The sequence below is a fragment of the Nostoc sp. LPT genome (assembly GCF_017115165.1).
Classification (GTDB): domain Bacteria; phylum Cyanobacteriota; class Cyanobacteriia; order Cyanobacteriales; family Nostocaceae; genus Nostoc.
Map to the genome: position 1 here is coordinate 47,353 of NZ_JABXKF010000110.1, position 22,962 is coordinate 70,314.

General features: G+C 40.2%; 19 protein-coding genes and 2 pseudogenes. 8 read left to right on the top strand and 13 right to left on the bottom strand.

The features are described 5' to 3' along the window. Positions 1-66 precede the first annotated feature (66 nt). Both HWQ58_RS21300 and HWQ58_RS21305 read right to left on the bottom strand, forming a co-directional pair. Complete coding sequence (locus tag HWQ58_RS21300) at positions 67-3,405, bottom strand: PAS domain S-box protein (protein ID WP_292866872.1); 3,339 nt, start codon at positions 3,403-3,405, stop codon at positions 67-69. Positions 3,406-3,800: 395 nt separating this feature from the next. Beyond that, on the bottom strand, positions 3,801-4,328 hold the full coding sequence (locus HWQ58_RS21305) for an isochorismatase family cysteine hydrolase (RefSeq protein ID WP_292866874.1): 528 nt from the start codon (positions 4,326-4,328) through the stop codon (positions 3,801-3,803). A 127-nt stretch (positions 4,329-4,455) separates the two neighbouring features. On the opposite strand from HWQ58_RS21305, the gene HWQ58_RS21310 reads away from it, so the two are divergent. The 3 genes and pseudogenes from HWQ58_RS21310 to HWQ58_RS21320 all read left to right on the top strand — a co-directional run. Next, positions 4,456-4,926, top strand: a complete 471-nt coding sequence (locus tag HWQ58_RS21310) for an ATP-binding protein (RefSeq protein WP_292866876.1) — start codon at positions 4,456-4,458, stop codon at positions 4,924-4,926. Further along, positions 4,878-5,249, top strand: a complete 372-nt coding sequence (locus tag HWQ58_RS21315; protein ID WP_292866878.1) for a helix-turn-helix domain-containing protein — start codon at positions 4,878-4,880, stop codon at positions 5,247-5,249. Before HWQ58_RS21310 ends, HWQ58_RS21315 begins: the two co-directional genes overlap by 49 nt. 27 nt (positions 5,250-5,276) lie before the next feature. After that, positions 5,277-5,439 (top strand): annotated as a pseudogene (locus tag HWQ58_RS21320) (IS4 family transposase); the annotation flags it as partial. A 44-nt stretch (positions 5,440-5,483) separates the two neighbouring features. Here HWQ58_RS21320 and HWQ58_RS21325 read toward each other — a convergent pair. From HWQ58_RS21325 to HWQ58_RS21340, 4 genes are all read right to left on the bottom strand, one after another. Continuing rightward, positions 5,484-5,939 (bottom strand): hypothetical protein, encoded by a 456-nt coding sequence (locus HWQ58_RS21325; RefSeq protein WP_292866880.1) that lies wholly within the window; start codon positions 5,937-5,939, stop codon positions 5,484-5,486. Between the two features lie 31 nt (positions 5,940-5,970). Next, positions 5,971-6,927 carry a hypothetical protein gene (locus HWQ58_RS21330; protein ID WP_292866882.1) on the bottom strand — a complete coding sequence of 319 codons (957 nt, stop codon included), beginning with the start codon at positions 6,925-6,927 and terminating at the stop codon, positions 5,971-5,973. 38 nt (positions 6,928-6,965) lie between these two features. After that, positions 6,966-7,361 carry a hypothetical protein gene (locus tag HWQ58_RS21335; protein ID WP_292866884.1) on the bottom strand — a complete coding sequence of 132 codons (396 nt, stop codon included), beginning with the start codon at positions 7,359-7,361 and terminating at the stop codon, positions 6,966-6,968. A gap of 317 nt (positions 7,362-7,678) precedes the next feature. Further along, a complete protein-coding gene (locus HWQ58_RS21340; protein ID WP_292866886.1) occupies positions 7,679-8,047 on the bottom strand; it encodes a TrkA C-terminal domain-containing protein in 369 nt (122 codons plus the stop codon). A 776-nt stretch (positions 8,048-8,823) separates the two neighbouring features. Here HWQ58_RS21340 and HWQ58_RS21345 point away from each other — a divergent pair. Next, on the top strand, positions 8,824-10,638 hold the full coding sequence (locus HWQ58_RS21345; RefSeq protein WP_292866888.1) for a calcium-binding protein: 1,815 nt from the start codon (positions 8,824-8,826) through the stop codon (positions 10,636-10,638). A gap of 234 nt (positions 10,639-10,872) precedes the next feature. On the opposite strand, the gene kdpC is transcribed toward HWQ58_RS21345, so the two are convergent. The 6 genes from kdpC to HWQ58_RS21375 all read right to left on the bottom strand — a co-directional run bounded on the left by kdpC (position 10,873) and on the right by HWQ58_RS21375 (position 18,699). Continuing rightward, positions 10,873-11,511: a K(+)-transporting ATPase subunit C gene (gene kdpC / locus HWQ58_RS21350; protein ID WP_292866890.1), complete on the bottom strand. Its 639-nt coding sequence runs from the start codon at positions 11,509-11,511 to the stop codon at positions 10,873-10,875. Then, complete coding sequence (locus HWQ58_RS21355; protein ID WP_292866892.1) at positions 11,511-11,780, bottom strand: potassium-transporting ATPase subunit F; 270 nt, start codon at positions 11,778-11,780, stop codon at positions 11,511-11,513. Before HWQ58_RS21355 ends, kdpC begins: the two co-directional genes overlap by 1 nt. A 6-nt stretch (positions 11,781-11,786) precedes the next feature. Continuing rightward, positions 11,787-13,928: a potassium-transporting ATPase subunit KdpB gene (gene kdpB / locus HWQ58_RS21360; protein WP_292866894.1), complete on the bottom strand. Its 2,142-nt coding sequence runs from the start codon at positions 13,926-13,928 to the stop codon at positions 11,787-11,789. A 357-nt stretch (positions 13,929-14,285) separates the two neighbouring features. Beyond that, on the bottom strand, positions 14,286-16,031 hold the full coding sequence (gene kdpA, locus HWQ58_RS21365) for a potassium-transporting ATPase subunit KdpA (protein WP_292866906.1): 1,746 nt from the start codon (positions 16,029-16,031) through the stop codon (positions 14,286-14,288). 512 nt (positions 16,032-16,543) lie between these two features. After that, positions 16,544-17,104 carry a hypothetical protein gene (locus HWQ58_RS21370; protein WP_292866896.1) on the bottom strand — a complete coding sequence of 187 codons (561 nt, stop codon included), beginning with the start codon at positions 17,102-17,104 and terminating at the stop codon, positions 16,544-16,546. A 620-nt stretch (positions 17,105-17,724) separates the two neighbouring features. Further along, positions 17,725-18,699 (bottom strand): D-glycerate dehydrogenase, encoded by a 975-nt coding sequence (locus tag HWQ58_RS21375; RefSeq protein ID WP_292866897.1) that lies wholly within the window; start codon positions 18,697-18,699, stop codon positions 17,725-17,727. A gap of 277 nt (positions 18,700-18,976) precedes the next feature. On the opposite strand from HWQ58_RS21375, the pseudogene HWQ58_RS21380 reads away from it, so the two are divergent. The 4 genes and pseudogenes from HWQ58_RS21380 to HWQ58_RS21395 all read left to right on the top strand — a co-directional run. Further along, positions 18,977-19,162 (top strand): annotated as a pseudogene (locus HWQ58_RS21380) (restriction endonuclease); the annotation flags it as partial. Between the two features lie 6 nt (positions 19,163-19,168). After that, the gene (locus HWQ58_RS21385; RefSeq protein ID WP_366838365.1) at positions 19,169-19,714 is read left to right on the top strand and encodes a BsuBI/PstI family type II restriction endonuclease; all 546 of its coding nucleotides are present in this window, start codon (positions 19,169-19,171) and stop codon (positions 19,712-19,714) included. A gap of 206 nt (positions 19,715-19,920) precedes the next feature. Continuing rightward, positions 19,921-20,982, top strand: a complete 1,062-nt coding sequence (locus HWQ58_RS21390; protein WP_292866898.1) for a glutathione S-transferase family protein — start codon at positions 19,921-19,923, stop codon at positions 20,980-20,982. After that, complete coding sequence (locus tag HWQ58_RS21395; RefSeq protein ID WP_292866900.1) at positions 20,979-21,863, top strand: aspartoacylase; 885 nt, start codon at positions 20,979-20,981, stop codon at positions 21,861-21,863. The genes HWQ58_RS21390 and HWQ58_RS21395 overlap by 4 nt, the downstream gene beginning before the upstream one ends. A gap of 542 nt (positions 21,864-22,405) precedes the next feature. On the opposite strand, the gene HWQ58_RS21400 is transcribed toward HWQ58_RS21395, so the two are convergent. Next, positions 22,406-22,882, bottom strand: a complete 477-nt coding sequence (locus HWQ58_RS21400; RefSeq protein WP_292866902.1) for a hypothetical protein — start codon at positions 22,880-22,882, stop codon at positions 22,406-22,408. Between the last annotated feature and the right edge of the window lie 80 nt (positions 22,883-22,962).

The window sequence follows — 22,962 nt, forward strand, 5'->3', positions numbered from 1 at the left end:
AAACTTGGGAATTTACATTAGATTCCAAACAATATCCCGCAATTTATTGTTCCCTAAAATTATTTACTAATAACACATTAGATATTTTTCATTGAGGAAATCACTTATAATTAGTGGCAGTTCTACCCGAAATGTTGTACCGACTCTGACCTGGCTAGCGAAGGTAATTCTTCCTCTATGAAGGTCTATACAATTGTTAACTATTGCCAAACCTAATCCAGTTCCTGGCGTATTACCAACATTACTAGCTCGGTAGAATGGTTCAAATAAGTTCTGTTGATCCTGTGGTGAAATACCAATACCCTCATCTTGAATCATAAAAACTGCGCTTTCATCTTGAACTAATAAATCAATTTGAATATTGCTACCATCTGGTGAGTATTTAACAGCGTTTGAAAGCAAATTGCTCAGTATTTGTCGCAAAAGCTTCTTGTCTATACAAGCCATAAAGCGATCATCTGTTGATGAATTACCCAAGTACTGGGGAGAAAAGGCTAGGGTATGTTTGGGAGAACTGAGTTGAATTTCCTCTACCAAAGAACGACAGAAATTAATTAAATTAATATAAGTTGGTTCAAATGCCAATTTTCCAGCTTCAGCCTTATTAATTAGCAAAATATCATCTAATAGTTGAGTAGTGTGTTGAACATAAGTCTGAATGCACTGGAGATGTTTATGTTTTTGTTGTTCATCTAGTTTATGGCTAAAACTTTTTAAGATTCCAGCAGAGGAAGCAATCACAGCTAAAGGAGTTCGGAACTCGTGGGAGGTCATAGAAATGAAACGAGATTTCAACTCACTGAGTTCTTTTTCTTTTACTAAAGCTTTACAAATATTTTCTTCAGCTTGTTTGCGCTCGCGTATATCTTTAACTACACCGATTGCATAAATGGGTTTACCAATTGGATCTTGAATTAGCGAAACCGTTAGATTTATCCAAATTACATCAGCATTTTTATGTAAATAGCGCTTCTCAATAGAGAATGTTTCTACCTTTCCTGCTATTAATTTTTGCAGATGATTTAGATGGATTTGTATATCCTCTGGATGTGTGATCTCTCTAAAGTTTTTCTTTAGGATTTCTTCTTGGCTATAGCCTAAAATTTCACACAACTTTTGATTAGCTTTAAGAAAATGACCATCTAAAGTTTCTAGTTTAATTCCCACAGCTGCTTGATTAAAAATAGCTCTAAGTTCTGCCTCACTTTGTTGTAAGTCTAAAGTGCGTTGCTTAACCCTGACTTCTAAATCTTGATTGAGTTTTTGTAGAGCTTCTTGTGCTCGTTGCCTTTGCAGTTCAGCAGATGCTCTGGCTGCAAATACTTTGAGAATTCCTTCAAATTTATGTTGATCGGGTATGGGTTTGTCATCTACTATGCATAGTGAGCCAATTGGTTGACCAAAATCGTCACTTAAAATAACTCCCATAGAACTTTCAGCTTCCATAGCAGCTAATCTTTTAGCATTAGGAAAGAACTGCTGAATTCTCGAACTACAGTGGTAAAATCCTTGCTTAAGCAAAATTTCACATAGAGTTGATTTTGGGTCATAGCAAATATTCGGTTGTAACTGCCCATCAGACCAAAATCCTAAAGTGTGAGCTTGCCCATCAATTAACTCACTTACTAAGGTGTTACGAACATCTAAAGTAGAAGAAATATGTTCAACTAATGCTGGGAAAAAGTCACGTCCAGTCGTAGAAGCTGTACTTTCTATCAAACTTTGTAAGGCTATTTCAGCTTGTTTGCGTTTTGTAATATCGATTCCGATTGCAACGGCGGCTGTGTTTTGTTGATATTTTTGAGCTACAAGCAAATAATTGCATATTTTACCATTAATTTGGGTATCAATAACCTTAGAATCTGCTACATCTTGCCTAGCTAAAAATTCACGCATAAATTCTGTAAATTGCGGGCTATTTTCCATAAAGCCCAATTCTTGACCAACAAAAGCATCGGTAGTCAAGTTAAAACTTTCAGCTAAATGGTGATTAACCCCTAAATAATATCCATCAGAATTTACCCAAGAAACAAACCCAGGTACTGCATCTAAAACCGTTTGTAATTGCTCTTTTGCTTGTTGCAAATTTTTTTCTGCTCGTTTGTATTCTGTAATATCCTCGGAAATACACAACAGGTATTCGGGTTGTCGGTCTTTGTCATACAAAGGAATTTTAGTCGTGTGTAAAATTCTTCTGCCAAAACTAGGGCTGTCAATAGGTTCTTCAGAAATATCTTGAGTTAAACCGCTAGCAAAACTTTCTAGGTCTTTTTGGCAGAAAAAGTCTGCTTGTTCTTTCGGGAAGAATTCGTAATCTGTTTTGCCAATAGCCTGCTCTGCTGTAATACCAAAAATATTTTCGCAGGTATGATTCCAGAGCTTGACTGTCCCAAAACTTTCTGGTTTGGCATCTTTAACAAAGACGGCTACAGGCAGATTATTAATCATCGACTGTAAAAAGTTGCGAGTCTGTTGGAGTTCCTCTTGTGCTTTTCGGCTTTCAGTAATGTCAATGCCTGTACAGACGATATAATCAACTTGATTATCAGGGTTAAGTAAGACTTTGTTTGACCAAGAAATTAAGCGGCGATCGCTATCTTTAGTAACTAAAGAAGTTTCGTAACGTTGAGGTAATTCTCTATCGGCTAAATTTTGAAAAATATCTTTGATACGTTTTGTTGTTTCAGGTAATAGCAGCACATCCCAAATAAATCTTCCTTTAACTTCATCAAATGTGTAACCCGTAGCTTGTTCGCAAGTATGGTTAAAGCGAACGATTTTTCCCTGAAAATCTAATACAATAACTAAAGCATCTGCTAGATTCAAAACAGCAGACACAAAATTACGCTCCAATCGCAGTTCTGCCTCGATTTTCTGGCGTTCTACAAGTTTAACTCGTGTATGATTGTAAAGTTCGGCTTGTAGAATAGAAACTGCCAGCAGACTGGTAGGAGTAACTAATCCAATTAATTCTCCTTGATCCCCAACAATAGGCAGATGGCAAATCCGATTTTGCCTCAGCAAATGTAACGCCGTAAAAACATCTTTAAAATCCTTTAATTTCAATGTTATTAACTCTCTGGTCATCACTTGGGCAACACTGGTGCCCTCTATATTGTTACCTTGTGCTGTCAGCTTAATTAAATCTCTTTGCGTAATTATCCCCACCAACTGTGAATTTTCTATAACTAAAACACAGCTGGTGGTTTGAGATGTGTTGCTAGCTATATCTTTACCTGAGTTAGTCAAACAATTGCTATCTTTGATTGGCAAGCTATGATGATTACCTGATGATTCATTGATTAGTGCAATCACATCTGGAAGCATAATCTCAGAGCTAACAACAAGCAGATGACGAATGATAGTCTGTTGTAAATTCTCAGAAATGAGAGAGTTAATGAACATTATCTATAGATGCCTGGAATAAAATTATCTCTAAAAAATATGCAAGTAATATTTTTGCTTATAATGAATCAAAAAACATCAGTATTTTCTATAATTATTTTCTTCTAATTTTTTATTTAAATTTTATATTATTTGTAATAAACCCCATACATTTTTAAATATGGAGTTTTTAAGTAAAGTATATTATTATCTCATGGCTTGAGTTCTGAGTTTTTCCCTGATTTCAACAAGCTACGGTTTTCAAGGTAGATTCAGGTTAACCGTAATCCAAGCAATTGGAACTAAGTAAAAATTCAGATTTGAGCAAATGACTAAGCTTTAAAACATCGGATTATATTCATAATATCAACCGTTGCGAGCGCACCAGGTTCAGGATATTAACGATGATGCAAGGCTTATGACATCTCCTCAAGAACCTCATCAGTCATCTTAATTTGGTTTTTCCCTATATTACGCTTCAGCAAAAAAATACCTGCATCATGTGCTTGCTGACCACCGTGACTAGAGCAAGCATCCTCGATAATCACTGGTTCAATACCACGCTCAAAAGAGTCAATTGCTGTTTTCAAAATGCAGCTATCAGTTGCAACACCACAAAAATATATTTTGCTGATTTGATTAAGTAAAATAAAAATTGAAAAATTTTCCGTAAATGCAGAGTAATAAGGTTTATCAAAAATATTATTATTTATATATGGCTGAAGTTCATCAATAATGCTCGTTTCTGATTCTTGCATCAATCTTGACCAATGAATTAAATTGACATAATTACTGTCAGCAGTATTGATAAATCTTGTGAATTTAACGAGTTTTCCAGCCGCTAAAAATTGCTCAATTAGTTTAATGACAGTAGGAATAATATGTCTGCATTTCTCAGAGATAAAACCGTTTTGCATATCTACTACAAGAAGTATTTCGCTCATTTGTGCCAGAATTTATTTAGATTAAGAGTTACGACGTTTAACAAAATAATATTATAAACTCCATCTGCTAGAGTTGTAGGCGATGTAGCACAATGGCTCATGGAACGAACAAAAGCGCCAAATCCTTATGATGTTGGGGATGTCAGCATTGGCAGATATTGAGGCGATCGCAACTCAAAAGAACTTGATCCTGATACGTGAACTACCCGTACCTGGTGGCATTGTTGCAGTAGATGCAGTTATCTTTCGTCGAGTGTTGGATAACTTGCTCTCCAATGCCATTAAGTTCTCCCCGTCCAAGTCTCAAGTCACCTTACGGGGAGAGTATTTAGCAGCAGGTAGTGTCAAAGTGCAAGTGGCTGATTTTGGTTTGGGAGTAAGTCTGGAGTTATATCAATTTACATTGAGCTTGCATATAATAGAGAGTCAAGGTAAGTCGGACAGCAGCAAAATCGCACGTCAGCTAGAAATAGAAATCACCGAAAGTGCAGAATATCTAGAAAAAACACTGAAACAGGCTCAGAGTGCAAGTCATAATATTGGCTGCAAATGCTGTGGTGGTTCAAAACAGGACAAGTGCGATCGCACAGTGAACTAGCGCGCATATTAGCAGGCGATCCGTCAACGATAACGCGGTGGTTCCAGAAGTATCGCAAGCAGGGAATGGCTGGGTTACTCGAAATCAAGAAACCACCTGGACAAGATCCAACAATAAAAGGAGAAGTACTTGAATTGCTCAAAGCAAAATTAAACTCGTCTGAAGGTTTTGGTAGTTACGGGGAGATTGTGAGTTGGCTTAGTAACAATCATGGTGTAGATGTTAGTTACCGAATGGTGCATTACAGGCGTGCGCTACAAACTCGCCTGCAAATTGAAAGTACCTCGACCATGCAGTGTAAACCAACACCCAAAAGCAATTGAGACATTTAAAAAAAAATTCCACAAGTACATAGCAGTTTTTATATTGGCTTATATGGTCAAACTTGGGTGAATTTTGTAGAACCATGTATGTCAAGATTTAGTCATGGATTTAATGAAATTAAGTCGCAATAAACGCAAGTATTATCAACGGGGTCTCAGGGCTATGGAGCTTATTTTATCTGCATCCTAGCCTTTTTTGTCGCCTCGTCAGCACATTTATACAAGAATTTCGCTCTATTTTGTCCCATTTCTAGACTTTACTTTCTTGTTTTTAACCCTAATTTGTGGTAAATTATTTTTATCTTTGTAAAAGTAACATATTTCTACTAGACTTGGCCATATTTCTAGAGAACCGTGAAATTGGCTAATAACATCATCGATAATTCTGGAAACATTTTGCTGAAAAAAGTCTGGTTCAAATCCATAAAAGACTCTCGATAAATTCTCAGCAAATAATTGAAGTGACTGCTTGCGTTCTTCATTCTGGGTAGAAATTGAAGCTTTGACTACCTGCCTGTGGATAGCAGAGATTTTTTCCAGGATTTCCTCAGAATCTTGTAAAGTGACTTCGCCAGAGTAATCAAACTTGATTCCCAAATCATCGAGATGATAAACACTGTTTTTAATTTTCTTTTTCAGCAAGCTACATATTTCTTCATTAAATAGTTCGCTAGCTAGAGGATTACGCATATAGTTATTTCTAATATGGTTTTGAACAGCATCAACTGTGTGCAGCTGCAATCCCTTCTTGCTGTATCCAAATCCTGTAGATATAATCCTCAAATCTGAGCCGAGTGGGAAAAAAGGGTGGTAAACCTAGCTGATTATCATATCCAGCAACTCCACAATCCATTCTCCAGTTTTTGTTAGTAATAACGGGTCGAAAATTAGTAAGAATATAAAAATCATTTAGGTCATTTGGACTAATTTGGTTCTCATCATTGAGATACATGTGAATAAAATCAAGTGTATCTATATCATTAGTTCCCGTGCGAAAAGTTTGGGCAATCTTAACGATCGCATTATTCAAGACTCTCCCCTGTTGTAATAAAAGGCTGTTTTCTCGAAAGTAACCTTTAGTTGTATTGGTTTCTAAATCCATTGCTGTATCAAGAACCAATTCTCCAGCCTCAAAGTTTTCTGGTACATGGCTGGCTTTTTGACCTAAAACATCACCAAAAGCCGTGAGTAAGTCAAAAGATTTATGGACGTAGCCGCCTTTTTGGTTGGACTTGATTAATTTTCCTCGACATATTTCATCACCAGATAAAGATTCTGGGCTAGTTTCAATTAATGCATCTGGGCGCATATCGTCATCTGCACTAACCATTAAATGTCCAAGGGTATACATCAGCGTGAAGTTGCGATTTCCTCCATAGCTAGGTCGGAATAAGTTTTTGACTAGTAATTCTAGCTTGCGATCGCGCAGTCTTTCGTTTAAAAATGTAATAAATTGCTCTTTCTGCTGGGGGCCGACATAAAACACGTCATTGACTGTCTTAGTCTGCTCTAAAAGTGGATAATATTTCTCGTGGTTGGCAATACTAGAATCGTCAAAAACGATAATTTTTAAAGCATGACCATTTACCCAGAAATTCTCATCATACTTTTCGATAGTTTGTGCTACATCTCTCAGTCGATGAGTCGGAATAACAAATACTGTTTCTTTTTGTTTCATAAAATTTGTTTGGGTTTTTCAAATTAAGTTTCCAACCTTTAAACGCTGTAGTCAGAGCAATTGAGCGCTTCTTTCGTTAGAGCAGTGGTAGGATGTACTGCACACTTTAAAAAATAGTTATTGTTGAAAAATTGGCATTTTTCACAGTTATGTTGCTTTAAATGTTTGATGCTTACTATTTCGTCTTTATCTTGTGCCGCATTTTCTGGGGGATCTTCTAGTGCCTTGCAGACAGATGAAACGAGAAAAACGACAATTGCCCAAACAATCATGAAGGAAATGTGAGCCAAAAACACTGCTACGAAGGGGATGTCTCCGTTATGTGGTTTTGTGTCAATATGTGTTGCCTTAGACAGGTTAGCTTCAATCAGGGTAGACTGATGAACACTTTTTTGGGCGGATACATAAAGTCGGAAAAGCTCCGATGTATGCATATTAAAAACCTTTAGTTAGTCGAACTCAGATTAAATACAGTTAAGGGGGCAGGGGGCTGACAGGTGTAGGTTTTTTATTTGGGCATGAGTGGGCACTCTCAAACAGAGTTCTAAACGTGGTTCAAATAACGAAATTTCGTTCTTGGGTGGGAAATCAGAAATTAAAATTTGAGTTCTCAACCAACGTAAAAACCCTATTTCAGCCACATTTTTTAAATACCTACACCTGTGAGGGGGCAGGGGCAGGAGGCATATTTTCTTTCTCTTGTCAGAAGCTCGAACTTCCCTCTGCCTTTCTTTAGTCAATGTTCATCTTTCTAAGAATATGTTGTGTAATTGAAAGTACTTGATAGTTCTGAGTCATTTGAATTAACAGATTGAGTGTCTGTTGGTCGAGCTTCCAATAAGCAACTGTTGAGGGAATAATAAACAGAATGGATTTTTTTAAGAGTAACTTTGAGAGCGGGAATCATGATGGGATGGGTTGCTATTGCTAAAATGTAATCTCCGGCGAAAATACTAGGATTATCTGTTGCAGAAATGACTTGAGTTTCTCTTAAAATTCCGAGAGAAACGCATTGATTCGGTAACTGTGTATCAGTTAAATGAATGCCGCAGTAAACGCTATTATCTTCGATGACAACACCAAATAGGCTTGGTTCTAAAGCTTTTTTACTTTTTAACACAAAATATTTTTATTTAACTCTAATAACATTGTCCAATACTTTAGAGAAATTTGATTTTTCTCGGATATATTTTGAAAATATATGAATTATATAGAGATCAAGAAAAGATATATTTATTGACTAGTTAAAACGGCATATATTTAGAGATATATTTTTGATATATAGCCCTAATTAATCATTCGATCAAAAGCTTTAACTGCTAACGATAAAATTTTAGTCTGCGCCTGACACCCACTGACTTAGATGATTTGTAATTTATCATATCAGTGACTTTTGATCTGATGCTTTACAACAAGTATGACTCAGGTTTCAAAAAGGCGATCGCTCCATACATATACCTGGTGTTAAAAGCTTGTATAGCAAGGATATCAGCCGTCCATAGGTGTAGTTATACCAAGCATTGCCTTGAGGATAGCGATCGCTTATCTCAGTAAAAACAATATCGTATCTAACTCAATAGCACTCAGTACTAATATCTAAAAATACATAAATATACAAGTAAGGCAAAGTTAAAAAAAATATAGTTCAAGTAGTGACACTTAAGTTCATAAAGATTATAGTAATTAAATTAACTCAGTTTGTCTGTAAGCAGATTCCGAATTACTGCTTGTAAAGCCTTTAAAGGCTTGATTATATTGAAAATACAGATTTTAAAATACGTAATAAATTATACTTAAATTTGAAAATCTCGGCTAATTTTTTGTGCCTGAAAGCAGCAATACTGACGGGTTAATATCTCAATTTTCCAAAACAATTAATTTAGGTAGGTAGAACTTATGGCAATTTTCAAGGGTACTAACGCTAATGATGTCCTCAACGGCGGTACAAGCGGTGATATCATTTATGGCTACGAGGGTGATGACTTTCTCAGTGGTGGAGCAGGTAACGACACACTAGATGGTGGCATTGGTAACGATACATTGAAAGGTGGAGCGGGTAACGATACTTACATCGTTGATAGCATTGACAATGTTGTGAGTGAAGATAACGGCTCCGGTGGCGATGCGGGTGGTATTGATACAGTTAAGTCTTCTGTTAGTTACACCTTGGGTAGCTATATCGAAAACCTGATCCTAACTGGGACGACACCTATTTTTGGCTATGGGAATGGACTAAATAATCTGATTAAAGGCAATATCGCCAACAATACTCTCCTTGGGGGAGATGGTAATGATACCCTCTACGGTCTTAAAGGAGACGATATTCTCATTGGGGAAGTTGGAAATGACAAATTGTATGGTGGTGAGGATAATGACACCCTCGCCGACGGGGACGGAAATAACAGCCTATATGGCGATATGGGTAACGATTACCTCCAAATTGAGGGTTCTGGAAAAAACCTCTTAGACGGTGGCTTTGAAAACGATAAACTCTATGCTATTGGTAGCACCGGGAATAATACCCTTCTGGGAGGGAGTGGGAACGATGAGTTAGATGTTTCTCAATCTACCGGGAAAAACTTTTTAGACGGCGGCATCGGAAACGATCTACTTTTTGCTCAAAGTACTATTGGCGACAATATTCTCAAGGGAGGAAGTGGGAGCGATCGGTTAGATGTTTCTGCTAGCCGAAAAAGTGACGATGCTCGTTTACAAGTTTTTGGATCTTCTGGGAAAAACCTCTTAGACGGTGGCACTGGAGATGATCAACTTGATGCTCAAAATACCACTGGTAACAATATCCTCAAGGGAGGAACTGGGAATGATAATTTAAATATTAACTATTCTTCCGGGAAAAACCTCTTAGACGGTGGCTCTGAGAACGATTCATTTAATGCTGAGTACAGCACTGGTAACAACATCTTCAGGGGAGGAACTGGGCGCGATAATTTCCGCCTTGATTATTCTTCTGGGAATAATTTTGTAGACGGCGGCTCTGAGGACGATTTATTTAGTTTTGACCAAACCACTGGCAACAATACCCTCAATGGAGGGGATGACAATGACTCCTTCAATTTTTCTGCCCTCTCTACTGCCTCCTCTTCCTTAGTGACTCAAACAGTAGATGGAGGTGCGGATGACGATTCTTTATCTGTCAATTTCGGTAATTATAATATCGAGGGAATCACCTCGACTTTCAATGCAACCACCAACCAAGGCTTAATCACGGGTGGGACATATCGAGTTAGCTACAAGAATATTGAACAATTAAAGATAAACGGTACAGCCAACGCTGACACTATTGTGGGCAGTAATGGCGAGGATTATCTCAATGGGAACGATGGCAACGATCTCCTGATTGGAGGAAAAGGCGATGATAGGCTGCACGGAGGATCTGGCACTGATACCTTTAGCTTTAATACATATAAGCAGGGTACTGATATTATTTATGACTTTGAGACGACTGGTGAACTTATTCAGGTATCGGCTGCTGGTTTTGGCGGTGGCTTGGTAGCAGGTACACTTTTGGCTAGTGAGTTTACCATCGGTTCAGGTGCGACAACAGACGCTCAACGATTTATCTACGACAGCAGTACAGGTGGACTTTTCTTTGATAAAGATGGTAGCGGTGGTGCGTTTAGTCAAGTAAAATTCGCAGAATTATTAAACGGAGTCTCACTAAGCGAAGCCAATTTCGTTATTGTTGCTTAATTAGACATAGGAGTGAAAATGAATGTAGAGACGTAGCAGTGCTACGTCTCTACAAGGATTCTGGATAACGCATATTTAATTTCTGGAGATGTCTATTGTAATATCAAATCTGGGCATTGCAAATTTAGTGCGATCGCTGTTCTAACGCTGTTCTAAAATTTGACGTTGCTGATTAAATCTATGAATCTGGGTGTAGAGACGTTGGATTGCAACGTCTCTACAAAGGTTTTGAAATCACGCTTTAATCTTATCTAGAGCTAAATTCAGCTTTAACACATTAACTCCAGGTTCGCCAAAGATGCCAAGAAAGCGATTATCGGTGTTTTGAGAAATTAAAGTTTCGAGTTGGTTAGGTTGAACTCCTCGCGTCTTGGCTACTCGTGCAACTTGTGCGATCGCAGCTTCCGGGGTAATATGCGGGTCAAGGCTAGAACCAGAGGTGTAGACTAAATCGCCAGTCGGCTGCACACCTGCTTTTTGTAGACGATTGAAGTCACCCTCTACCTTTTTGCTCTTTTCTGGGTCATCTTTACCTTTAATGCGTTCCATTAATGCAGGATTACTGGGAGCCAAGTTACTAGCGCCAGAAACCCCAGTTCTCAAAACTCCTGCATCGTCCTTTTTGGGATCGGCTGTGCTGTAGCTCGTGGTACTGGGACGGCTGTTAAAATAGCGATCGCTACTAAAAGGTTGACCAATCAAAGCAGAACCGACAACCTGACCTGTGCTATTTTTCAGGAGACTGCCGTTTGCTTGAAACGGAAACACAATCTGCCCAATGGCAATCATCGCAAAAGGATAAATAATTGCTCCAATAACCCAGAGTACTAAGGTAGAACGAACAGCTCTACTAGCTTCACGTGCAAAACTCATTAGAATTTCTCCGGTACAAACATCACAAAAAATAAATAGATGGAAAGTCCTAGCGTCGTCAGTCCTAACAATCCCAATCCCCAAGATTGACTGCGGGAAAGTTGTTCGCCAGTAGCGGCATAGACTAGAGGTGCAACCACTAGGTTGAAACACATCGCCAAGAATAAATACAGTGGTAGCTTTTGTCTTTGCCATTGACACCAGATTTCAGTTATTTCTTCTAATACTTGGGATGCAGCGATTGCGCGGCGGATCTGAATAGGTTTCATAGGAAATTAAGACAAAGGTAGGATAATATCTATCAGTTTGATGGCAATGAAAGGAGCAACGATACCGCCAAGACCAAAGATCAAGATGTTACGACGTAGCAGTTGATCTGCTGTTAAAGGCAAGAACTTCACCCCTCTGAGTGCAAGCGGTATTAGTGCCGGAATAATTAAGGCATTGTAAATCAGCGCCGAGACGATCGCAGATTGGGCACTCTTTAATCCCATAATATTAAGTGCGCCGATTCCAGCAGCAGCAAAGATTGTGGGAATGATCGCAAAATACTTGGCAATATCGTTAGCGATGGAGAATGTTGTTAATGCTCCACGAGTAATTAGCAACTGTTTACCTATGGTTACTAAGTCAATTAGCTTCGTGGGGTCTGAATCTAAGTCCACCATGTTAGCAGCTTCTTTGGCAGCTTGCGTCCCCGAATTCATTGCCACACCCACATTTGCTTGAGCCAGAGCTGGTGCATCGTTCGTACCATCTCCGGTCATTGCCACCAGTTTACCCTCAGATTGTTCCGAGCGAATCACCTCAATTTTGTCTTCTGGAGTCGCTTCGGCAATGAAATCATCCACCCCAGCCTCTTCGGCGATTACTGAAGCGGTAATTCGATTGTCACCAGTGAGCATGATAGTCTTAACACCCATGCGGCGGAGTTGGTCAAACCGTTCCCGCAAACCAGGTTTGACAATATCTTTCAGGTAGATGACACCATAAATTTTGTCATCTTGGCAGACAGCTAAGGGCGTACCGCCTAACCGGGAAACTCGCTCATAAGCTGCATCTATATCATCAGGAACATCGCCGCCACGGGAACGGACAAATCCTTTAATTGCCTCTACCGCTCCTTTGCGAAATTGTTTGCCATCGAGTAGATTCGTGCCACTCATCCGGGTTTTGGCGGAAAATTCTACACCTTCGGCTTTATCAATGTTAAAGTCTACCGCAGCCTGGGATTTTTCTGCTAAAATCACAATCGATTTGCCTTCTGGCGTTTCGTCAAACAAGCTAGCAGCTAGGGAGACTCGCGCCACATCTATTATTGAGTGATTATCCAGGGGAATAAACTCATCAGCCATCCGATTACCCAAGGTGATCGTGCCTGTCTTATCCAGCACTAGGGTGTTGATGTCACCGCAAGCTTCTACTGCTCGACCAGAGGTCGCAATCACGTTAAACTGGGCAACCCTATCCATCCCTGCAATACCGATCGCACTGAGTAAACCACCGATAGTTGTGGGAATTAAAGCTACCAGTAGCGATATTAAAATAGCAACGCTAGCACCCGCCCGCAAACTGTTTCCCGCCTCAACTCCAAAGGCTATGCTGATAAAGCTGGCGATGTAACCCACGAAGGGAGGCATTGTCGCTACCACAATCAAGAACACCTGTGTTAATACTGCCAACAATACCGTCAAAGCAATCTCGTTGGGAGTCTTGCTGCGTTCTGCTCCTTCCACTAAGGCAATCATGCGATCAATAAAGCCTTGTCCGGGATCGGCACTAATGCGAATTGTCAACTCATCGGAGAGTAGGCGTGTACCGCCTGTCACCGAACTGGCAATATCTGTACCTGGTTGCTTCAGTACCGGGGCAGATTCCCCAGTGATTGCCGACTCATCCACTGAGCCAATGCCTTTAATGACATCCCCATCGGCAGGAATCATATTATTTGCACTGACTTTTACCAAATCGCCCCGTCGCAGTTCCGTAGAATTGACTTTTACTATCGAACCATCGGGGAGGATTTTATTAGCGATCGTATCCGATTGCGTTGATCGCAGTGAATCAGCTTGTGCTTTACCGCGTCCTTCAGCTACGGCTTCCGCAAAGTTGGCAAAAATCAGGGTGAAAAAGAGAATAAAGGTAATCAACCCATTTAAAAGGCGTTGTTGGTTGATATCTGCCTGGATTGTGCCAAAAAGATTTGGGTTAAGGGTAACAAGCAAGGTGACAATTGTCCCTACCCAAACAACAAACATCACTGGGTTTCTGATAGTAATTCGCGGATCGAGCTTGAGAAATGACTCACGAATTGCCCTTTGGTAAAGTCCCCGCATATCTGTTTTGGGGGTGTGTTTGCGCGAGTCACGAGTTCCAGATGGAATAAGGGGCGAGGGAGAATCAGTAGTAATTGGCATAGATTAAATTTTGGGAATGGGACATTGGGGATGGGGCATGGGAAGATGAGGTCGATGAATGAAGTTCCGAGGTCGATGAATGGAGTTCCGAGGTCGATGAATGGAGTTCCGAGGTCGATGAATGGAGTTCCGAGGTCGATGAATGGAGTTCCGAGGTCGATGAATGGAGTTCCGAGGTCGATGAATGGAGTTCCGAGGTCGATGAATGGAGTTCGGAAGTCGATGAATGAAGTTCCGAGGTCGATGAATGGAGTTCCGAGGTCGATGAATGGAGTTCTAACTCTCCCCTACCCCCCTGCTTCCCTGCTCCCCTGCCCCTCTGCTCCCCTCATCCCCTCATCCCTCACTCCCCAATTCCTAGCCGATACCTTTAGCGATAAAGAAAGCTTCACCAATGGGGCCTAATGCTAATACTGGGAAGAATGTAAGTGCGCCCAGGATTAAAATCACGCCTGCCGTAACACCTGTAAATAGTCCGGTATCGGTTCGCAATGTACCAGTAGTGTAAGGAACAGCTTGCTTACGAGACATACTATCTGCTAAAAACAGCAAACCGATGATGGGAATATAGCGTCCTGCAATTAAACTGAAACAGGTACTCAAGTTCCACCACAAAGCGGTTAAAGTTGGTGCTGTACCTGTAGATATTGCCAAAGGTGAAGGTTGTGAATCTCCCAAACCTTCAAACCCAGAACCGTTGTTAGCAGCAGCCGAGGCGTATTCATAAATAACCTGAGCAAAGCCGTGGAAGCCGGGATTACTAATTCCTGCTAGTTGATCGGGAAACGCTAGGGCGATACCTGCGGGAATCATAATTGCGATCGGGTGAACCAGCAAAATCAAAAAACTAGCAAGTACAACCTCGCGCTTCTCAATCTTGCGTCCGAGAAATTCTGGTGTACGTCCCACCATCAACCCTGTGGCGAACACAGCCAGAATCAGGTAAGCAAATAGATAAGCGGTTCCTGTACCCTGTCCACCCCAAATAATTTGCAAGAACATATTGGAAAGGGTAATAAAACCGCCGTTGGGCATGAAAGAATCGTGTAAACTATTGACTGCACCGCACATAGTACCAGTTGTACTGGTTGCAAATAGTGCAGATTGTGCCCAACCAAACCTGACTTCTTTACCCTCTAAATTCGGTTGCTGACTACCCAGCAGTGCATTCACAGCTGGATTGCCGTTGTATTCACCAATAGCAGTAATGATGATAAATATTACATAGAGAACGCCCACCATACCGTAGACTAACCAAGCTTGCTTAGTGTTATTTGCAAACAACCCGTAAGTGTAAATTAGGGAAGTCGGAATCGAAAGCATGGCGACAATCTGAATCAAGTTAGAAAATCCATTGGGATTTTCAAAAGGGTGTGCAGAGTTGATGGCGAAAAAGCCGCCGCCGTTTTCCCCTAATTGCTTGATAATTTCAAAATGAGCAACAGGGCCACGAGCGATCGCTTGACTGATATTCGGATCTTCCAAGGTGGGGAATACAGCTGCACCCGCCAGTGTTTCGGGAACGCCAGCTGCCATGAGAGCGATCGCGCCGACAATACAAATAGGCAACAAAATTCGGGTAATCGAGCGAATTAGGTCTACATAAAAGTTGCCTAAGGATCTACCCGTCAATCCGCGAATAAAAGCAATCCCCACCGCTAAACCAGTAGCAGCAGAGGTAAACATGTGATAACCAAGTCCCCACATTTGGCTGCCATAGCTCATGTAGGTTTCACCAGAATAGTGCTGCTGGTTAGTATTAGTAATAAACGAAATAGTCGTATGCAGCACTGTATCCCAGGTTGGGGCATCTATCTTGGTTGGGTTTAATGGCAGCCATCCTTGATTTATAATAATCAAGAAAATCAGCAACCCCATTGCTACGTTGCTGTATAAAATTGCCCGCCCATACTGCCAGCCGGTCATATTTTCTTTGGTCTTAACGCCAACCAAAGCATAAAGCACTCGCTCGACCGGATTCAAAATCGGGTCGAGAAAAGTACTTCGCTCTAGATAAACCCGCGCCATATAGCGCCCAAAAATAGGAGTAATTGCTACTACAATTAGTAGCGTTAATACAATTTGAATCCATCCTTCTAGCATTGGATTAGTCAAACTCCGACATGAATAAATTTTCAGATGAATATCAGATATTCTCTTGCAATGAATCAGAAAAAATAATCAAGTATATAGGCATTATTATTAGCTAACCTATAACTATGTGCTTCCTCAATCAATCATGGAGCTTTTTGTTAAAGAACACAAGGTATAAATTAATATTTAAACTAGCCTATACAAGGAATATATTTTTCTATATATACAAGTCTTCAGAGCATTTATTTTGATATATATCTGCAAATATAGAAGGACAGCTAAATACTAAACAAACAGCTATTTTGCGCTAAAACGGGAACATCTCACAAGCCAAGCCAGCGAAGGCAGTTGTAATACATCTGTAAAATAAAATAAAGCGCCTTTTGTCAATCAGTTAAAATACTCAAAATGTTCTTACTAAAGTGGAGGAAGTGACCGACGTTCACCTCCTCCAATCTTTTTTAATTATCAATGGCCTGCATCTAATAGAAAACGCCAAATTTAAACAAACTAAAAAAGGATTAGTCAGCCTTAAGTTTCACCCCTTGGAAGCTGTATTCAAAAACTCCATAGGGAAGCGGTTTAGTCTTTTGATCCAGTGGATTTTTATTTAAATCATAGTAACTATACTTGTAAGTTCCATTCACTGTTCGAGCTTGTGGATCGAACTTCAAGTGATATTCAGTAACCGCAATATTGCCTGGTAATGACCCTGATGGGAAATTAAAATCAAGTGCCTTGCCAACAATCTCGTTATTTCCAGTACACTTCCAGCTACCTTGTGAAGGACCAAAGGGTTGGTCATCTGGGTTGGATGAACCCGGAACACCATTAGCCAGAGAGTCATTGGCAATGAGATTACCATCTGCGGTAAAAGTTGCAATTTCGCGGTATGACGAGGGTTGACCAGAAATTGAATTTGTTTCGGTAAGTGTCGCAAGGTATGTGCCAACCACCGTTCGGCGACATAGGTTTTCTGAATAATCGTTAGCATCTGCCTTGTGCGGATTTATGAAGACCAGAATGGTCAGTGCCAACAGACTGCTAATCATAAAACTGGCAATAGCTCTGCTTTTTTTCATCACAAAACCTCCTGTAAGAGTTAGTAGAGAAAGTTGAAACAATATTCAAGAATGGGGTTCAAATCGAACAAGAAATAGGATATGCTTTGTCTGCAAAATTCTAGTCAATACCCATGCAAAAACTAGCTATTTTCTAATTCAAAAGAACACAATTCCTATTTAAGTTGCTATCACCAATCAAGCTTGGTAAAACTACCGATTAGCTCGGCGCTAAAACTGTCATATTTGATGGCGATCGCAATTAAGCTACAGTACTGACTTTTAAATCATATACATACATGAACAATATATAAACAACATATTTGATAAATTTTGATGAACAAGGGAACAAAGGTGTATATGTACCAGGGCAAATGCCAAATAGTCAATAATAAGCCTAACTTGTACTCCTTTGGAGAACCCGCTATGAAAGCAACTGCCGTTCAGGAGTCTAATACCAATTCGCAATTTGCAATTCGCAATTGAGAAATTTAGATGCAGCAAGGCAATGCCTGCTTACATCTGTTGCCTCATTTTAGAGAATTGGTATAATTCATAATTCATAATTCATAATTCATAATTCATAATTCATAACTCTTCCGTTGAACCAAGTATCCATGTGGAATCAAGTCCTTGATTAATTATGAATTATAAATTTCAGGGTTGACACAATAAGCTAAACGATCGCCCCTCAGTCCCGCGATTAAATTAGCGATCGCCATTGTTGCCATTTTTGAGCGCGTTTGATGGCTGGCACTACCAATATGAGGTGCAATAATTAGATTTTCTAAGGTCAACAATAGGCTATCACTAGGAATCGGTTCTGGTTCGGTAACATCGACGGCCGCAGCAGCGATTTGACCACTTGCAAGGGCGCGATACAGAGAATCTGAATCTACAATAGTTCCCCGCGCTGTGTTAATCAAAATAGCCGATCGCTTCATCAATTCAAATTGGCGATCGCTAATTAGATGGTAAGTATCATCAGCCGATGGTGTATGCAGTGTTACAAAATCTGACTCTTGCAGCAAGTGTTCCAACGCAGCAAACTCCACACCTAAAGATTGTTCTAATTCTGGGCTGCATCGTTGTCTACTTGTATACAAAATCCGCATTTCAAAGCCTTTGGCACGACGAGCGATCGCTTGACCAATGCGCCCAAAACCAACAATCCCCAAGGTAGCACCCGTAACATTCGGCCCCAACAACAAGTCTGGTTCCCAAGTCTGCCACAACCCTGCACGAGTAAACCGATCTGCCTCTACTACTCGCCGGGCAGCTGCCATTAATAATGCCCAGGCAAAATCTGCGGTAGCATCAGTTAACACCCCAGGAGTATGACCGACGGGAATTTGTCGTGCTGTAGCGGCGGCAATGTCAATGTTATCGTAACCCACTGCCAGTTGACTGATGACTTTGAGTTTCCCAGACTCGATCAGTTGGCGATCGATTTGGTCAGTCAGCAGACATAGCAATCCATCTATATCCTTGACTTTTTCTAGTAAAATTTCATAGGGAGGGGGTTGGCGTTCTGGCCAAACTTCCACAATGGCGAGCGATCGCAGTTGCTCTAATTCGATGGGTAAGCGACGAGTAACGAAGACTTTATGAAGCATAGTTTTAAAATAATTTCTAGATAAAAGGACGCTTCTTGCATCGGTTTCCCCTTAAAATATCATGGCGGAAATTCAAAACCTGATAAAGTTGGTTTTTGTTCTGTGAAAATGAGGCGTGATGTTCCAATCAAGCAGTAGAGAGTTTACAGACTAATCATCACAAGCCGTTGGAATTCAAAAGCTTGTCAAAATGTTCTGCCAGAAACTTACTCAATGAAGTAGATATTTTGAGGATTGCTGCAAGCTTAAAACAGGATCAAAAGCAAAAAGGGAAACTGTTCGTCGTCAAACAGTCCATCAATTCTTAGATGCGGCTTTGATAATTGTAAATCCAGATGCGCCTGAACGTCCCGTTAATAGTCCGAAAACAGTATATCAGATTGAAGAAAGTGTGCTTGAACTCTTACGTACTTATGGAACTATTGAATGGAAAAAGAGCATTCGTACTTACCTTGCTTCAGTTGAAACTTTGAAAAAACGATATGCTCAGGAGCGGGAACTATCACGTATCCCTATTGTGATTGAAGGAAAGTTAAAAACTCTATCGCCAGGTGGTCAGAATATTCTAATTGAAAAGATTATTAATGAATTTGCAAAACGTTTTACACCTGGAGGAAAACTGATTTATGTTGGTGATACAGATGAAAAGTTCGCGCATTTTAATGAAGTGGCATTGAAAAATTTAGGCGTTACTATCGATTCTCACGGAAAAATGCCTGATGTGATTATTCATTATCTAAAAAATGATTGGCTAGTTTTAATTGAAGCTGTAACTTCTCATGGCCCAATTAACCCTAAACGCAAGAAAGAACTTGAAGTTATCTTTGCTAATATAAAAATTCCCCTTGTAATGGTAACAACCTTTTTAAGCCGGAAAGCGATGGTAGAGTATTTGGCTGAAATTGCTTGGGAAACCGATGTTTGGGTTGCGGAAGATTCTACTCATCTCATTCACTTCAATGGAGAATATTTATTACAGGCTTACAAAGTGGATAGAGATTCTGAAACAGAATAAACTATTTTGAATTTTTGATAATCTGTGCAAAAAGAAGCGTTAAGGCGATATCGGTATCCACAATATAGATCCAACAGTTCAGGCAAAGCGTAGTAGAGTTAAAGTAAGAAATCTCAAGGTGCGTGTAGGTATGGAAACCTACCGACTATAAACTTAACAGCATATACAGCGCTAACTTTGATCGCTCCCAAAGCAAGATTGTCGCCATGACTAACTCAACTCCAATGGATGACGAGAAAAATCTGCCAAAGAAAAAAGGCAAGGGCAAGTCGCTTCCTCCCAAGCTGATTATCTGGCTGGGAAAGTTTGTCTGGACGAGTATGTGGCAAATAATGATGTCAAACCTTGCTCCTCGCAATCAGTCGGGAGCATATATTCGTCCTAATAGCCAGTTTCGCAAGTTCATCGGCACAGACGAAGGGAATCCACACCCACCAGCAACGGGGCGCTACAAACTCTATGTTGGGCTGGGCTGTCCTTGGGCACATCGAACTTTGGTTGTGCGATCGCTCAAAAAACTCGAAGCGGTAATATCAGTATGTGTCGTATCTCCTTCTCCCATTGAAGGCGGTTGGATATTCAACCAAGAAGAAGAAGGTTGTCGCACACTGGCTGAATTTTATCAGCTGGCAGAACCCGGCTACAGTGGACGCTCCACAGTGCCAGTACTATGGGATAACCAAACAAAAACTATCGTCAATAATGAGAGTTCAGAGATTATCGTCATGCTGAACTCTGAGTTTAACGAGTTCGCTAACAATCCGACGCTAAATCTTTACCCAGAAGAACTGAAAGAAAAAATTGACTGGTGGAATGAAAAGATTTACCACGCGGTAAATAACGGTGTGTATCGCTGCGGCTTTGCTCAAAGTCAGGAAGCATACAATCAAGCCTGTAATGAACTGTTCGCAACTCTCGATGAAATTGAACTTGCATTACAGACTAATCGCTATCTCTGCGGAGAAAATCTCACACTCGCAGATGTACGTTTATTCACTACGTTATTTCGGTTTGATAGTGCCTACTATGGGCTGTTTAAATGTAATAAGCAGCGAATTCGAGACTATCAGAATCTCGGAGCTTATTTACGCGAACTGTATCAGCTTCCAGGTGTGGCTGACACTTGCGACGTAGAAAGCGTGAAGCGGGACTACTACGGAAACCTATTCCCACTCAACCCCGGCGGAATTATCCCCAACGGCCCTGATATGTCCTATCTTAATCAACCACACGATCGCGATCGCATCGGTAAGGTGAATGCTTCATGAACCAGATTAATCGAGTTGCAATTGTCGGTGGCACTCATGGAAATGAGTTTACAGGGGCTTACCTAATCCAAAAATTTGCCCAGTTTCCCAATTTAATTACTAGACCGAGTTTTGAGACAGTCACTCTATTAGCAAATCCTAATGCTTTTGCCGCCGGAAGACGATATTTAGAAAAAGATTTAAATCGCTGTTTTCTCAAGCAAGATTTACAAGATCCGACTCTGAATAGTTACGAAGAGTTGCAAGCTAAATTAATTCAGGATACTCTAGCATTAAATGGGGATAAACAAGCAGATTTCATCTTAGACTTGCACAGCAGTACAGCTAATATGGGTCTGACAATTATTCTTGATAACAGTCATCCCTTCAACTTAAAATTGGCTGCTTATCTGAGCCAGCTTAATCCTTTAGTTAGGGTTTATCGCTGCTCTTTTAAATCAATTGCAGAAAACCCCTTTGTAAATTCTCTGTGCGAATTAGGCTTTGCGTTCGAGGTTGGCCCAATTGCCCAAGGTATCTTAAAAGCAACGCTGTTCCAACAAACAGAGGAACTTGTTCGCGCGCTTCTGGACTACCTAGAACAGTTTAACCACGGTAAAATTCCATCAAATAATGAAACATTAATTCTCTATGACCATTTATCAGTTGTGGACTATCCAAAAAAACCGGATGGTACAATCTTTGGAATGATTCATCCAGAGCTTCAGGATAAAGATTATCAAGCCTTGAACCCAGGAGATCCAATTTTTATAACTTTTGACGAGAAAACAATTGTTTATGAAGGTACATCTACTGTTTGGCCAATTTTTATTAATGAGGCAGCTTATTACGAAAAAGGAATTGCCATGTGTTTGACTAAGAAGCAGCAAATCAATATCTAAGATGTGATTAAAAGTTTTTGGATAATTGCTTTTAATTGGAAGTGATGAGAGAAATTGAACATCCAAATCATTAGACCTCTTGCATAAATCAAAAAGAAAGAACCCCACCCCGCATTTGAGTAAACCAACCCCTTCCCTCCCCAAGGCATCGCAGGGTGGTTTTATACAAAGAGAGAAAAAACTTACCATCTTCAGTAAACATCGACAGATATATAATTGCTTCTGAGCACCGCTAGGGAATTGATCAACCGCACCCAGCAAGCAGTAAATTTGCAACTGCCACAACAACAATTACTAGAATTAATCGAGACTCATTAATGGAGTTCAAAGGCTCATTAATGGAGTTGAAAGACTCATTAATGGAGTTCTAAGACTCATTAATGAGTATTAAAGGCTCATTAATGGAGTTCAAAGGCTCATTAATGGAGTTCAAAGGCTCATTAATGAGTATTAAAGGCTCATTAATGGAGTTCAAAGACTCATTAATGGAGTTCAAAGGCTCATTAATGGAGTCCAAAGACTCATTAATGAGTATCAAAGACTCAAGAACCAGATGCAGCTTTAGTCGGTCTACCTTTGATCGCCTTAAAACGTTCGCCTAACTGTTCAGCGACAGTCTTTAAGCCTGGAGTCTTTTTCGATGCTGTCTTCACGTAATCATAAACTGTTAAACTGCTAGTCATAGCTTCACTACCGACTGCCATTAGGGTATCATCTACCTGTTCGCTGAGTTGCTGGATTGAGATTAAAAGTTCGGTCAGCGCTGCGGCTAATTGATAATCCTGAACAAGTTCTTCAACATCAAAAGTGGCTGGAAGGATTTCGCGGTTAGACTGAGCAGCAGTGACGCTATTATTCACAAAAGCTAGGCTTTTATCGCCCATTTTTACCAGTTTCCGCCGTTCTTCTGTGCTGAGAGTAATTAAAAAGGGGAGCTTTTGTTGAACTTTCTGTAGCGCGGCTTTAATTTCTTGGATATCTTGTGGAGAAAGGGACGCTGTAATATTTTGATAGGACATTGTATATTTACCTTGGGAGTTCTAGCCCTAGCTATCTAATTGGTATACAAAGCAGGTAAGCTGAAAACTTGCATCTAGCA